We start from the raw sequence: 2,213 nt of genomic DNA, 5'->3' as shown, positions 1-2,213 counted from the left end.
GGGTACGACGGGTCCAACGGCACGTACGCGCCTCCCGCCTTCAGGATGCCCAGCAGCGCCACCAGCAGCCTCGGCGTGCGCTCCAGGCACACGCCCACCAGCACCTCGGGGCCCACGCCCTGGCTTCTCAGGTGGTGCGCGAGCTGATTCGCCTGCGCCTCCAGCGCGCCGTACGTCAGCGCTTCTTCTCCCGGGGCCACCACCGCCAGCGCGTCTGGCGTCAGGCGCGCCTGGGCCGCGAAGCGCTCGGCAATCCCCTGCTCCGCGGGCAGCGCCACGTCGGTGTCGTTCCACTCCACCAGCACCCGCTGGCGCTCCGCCTCGCCCAGCATTGGCAGGTCCAGCACTCGCGCGTCCGGACGGGCCGCGATGCCCTCCAGCAGCACACTGAAGTGCTTCAGCATCCGCTGTGCCGTCGCCGCATCGAAGAGGTCGGTGTTGTACTCAAGAGACGCAGAGAGGCCCTGGCCCCGGTCTCCCATGTCCAGCGACAGCTCGAACTTGGCGGTGTCGCCCTCGGCGTCCACCGGTTGCAGCCGCAGGCCGGTCGGGAGCTGGGCCACGGGCAGGGGCGCGTTCTGCAGCGAGAACATTACCTGGAAGAGCGACGAACGGCTCATGTCGCGCTCGGGCTTCAGCTCCTCCACCAGCTTCTCGAACGGCACCTCCTGGTGCGCGTACGCGCCCAGCGCCACTTCCCTCACCTGACGCAGCACCTGACGGAAGGTGGCGTCACCCGCGACATGGGTGCGCAACACGAGCGTGTTGATGAAGAAGCCGATGAGGCCTTCCAGCTCCGTCCGGTTGCGGCCCGCGATGGGCGTTCCCACGCTGATGTCGTCCTGTCCGCTGTAGCGCGACAGCAGCACCTGCCAGGCCGCCAGCAGCGTCATGAAGGGCGTCGCGCCTTCTTCGCGGCTCAAGGCCCAGAGGGCATCGCGCAGCGACAGGGGCATCGTCACGGAGCAACTGCTGCCCCGGAACGTCTGCACCGCCGGACGCGGCCGATCCGTCGGCAGCTCCAGCGCGTGCGGCGCTCCTCCCAACTGTCGCTTCCAGTAGGCGAGCTGCGCCTCCAGCACCTCACCCCGCAGCCAGTCGCGCTGCCAGGCTGCGTAGTCCGCGTACTGGACCGCCAGCTCCGGCAACGGCGACGGCTGCCCCGTGCTGTACGCGCCGTAGAGCGAGGCCACTTCCCGCACCAGCACGCCGCGCGACCAGCCGTCGGAGACGATGTGGTGCACCGACAGCAGGAGCACATGCTCCACGTCCGACAGCCGGATCAGCGTCACCCGGAAGAGCGGGCCTCGCTCCAGATCGAACGGACGCCGGACCTCTTCCTCCGCCAGGGCCTGTGCACGGGCCTCGCCGTCCGCCTCGCCCGACAGGTCCACCCACGTCAGGGGTACTTCGCTCGCCGGTGCCACCACCTGCACCGGGCTGCCTGACAGCGCGCGGAAGGTCGTGCGCAGGGACTCGTGACGACGCACCAGTTCGCCGAACGTGCGGCGCAGCGCGCCCACGTCCAGTTCGCCCGACAGCCTCACGGCCGTCGGGATGTTGTAGGACGTTCCGCCCGGCTCCAGCTGATCCAGGAACCACAGGCGCTGCTGCGCGAACGACAGGGGCAGCGCGTCCGTCCGCGCCACCGGCACCAGCGGCGGCATCCGCACCCCGCTGCCCGCGTGGACCGCGAGGTCGATGCGCGCGGCCAGCCGCTCCAACACCGCATCCTCGAACAGCGCACGCAGCGGCAGCTCCACCTGGAACGTCTGGCGGATGCGCGAGATGGCCTGCGTCGCAAGCAGCGAGTGACCGCCCAGCTCGAAGAAGCTGTCGCCCAGGCCCACCTGCTTCGCGCCCAACAACTCACTCCAGATGCTCGCGAGCTGCTGCTCGGTGGGCGTGCGCGGTGCGGTGAAGCCTCGCGCATCCCCTTCCAGTTGCTCCGGCTCCGGCAGGGCCTTGCGGTCCACCTTACCGTTCGCATTGAGCGGCAGCGCCTCCAGCACCACGAGGGCCGACGGCACCATGTACTCCGGCAGCCGCCCCTTCAGCTCGCTTCGCAGCGTCGTGCTGTCCAGCGTGTGGCCAGCCTTCGCCACCACGTACCCCACCAGCCGCTTGTCCCCAGGCACGTCCTCCCGCGCCACCACCACCGCCTCGCGCACGCCTTCGCATGCGCCCAGCCCCGCCTCCACCTCTCCCAACTC

The 2,213-nt window shown here is 70.3% G+C and carries 1 protein-coding gene; it reads right to left on the bottom strand.

The window, feature by feature from the left end; genetic code table 11:
* Positions 1–2,213, bottom strand: a 2,213-nt coding sequence (locus tag D7Y13_RS41010) for a condensation domain-containing protein (protein WP_147452632.1), incomplete at both ends; no start/stop codon positions are given.

The organism is Corallococcus praedator, assembly GCF_003612125.1.
Taxonomy (GTDB): domain Bacteria; phylum Myxococcota; class Myxococcia; order Myxococcales; family Myxococcaceae; genus Corallococcus; species Corallococcus praedator.
Note: the sequence above shows the minus strand (reverse complement) of the source record. Positions and strands in the feature narration are given on the sequence as shown.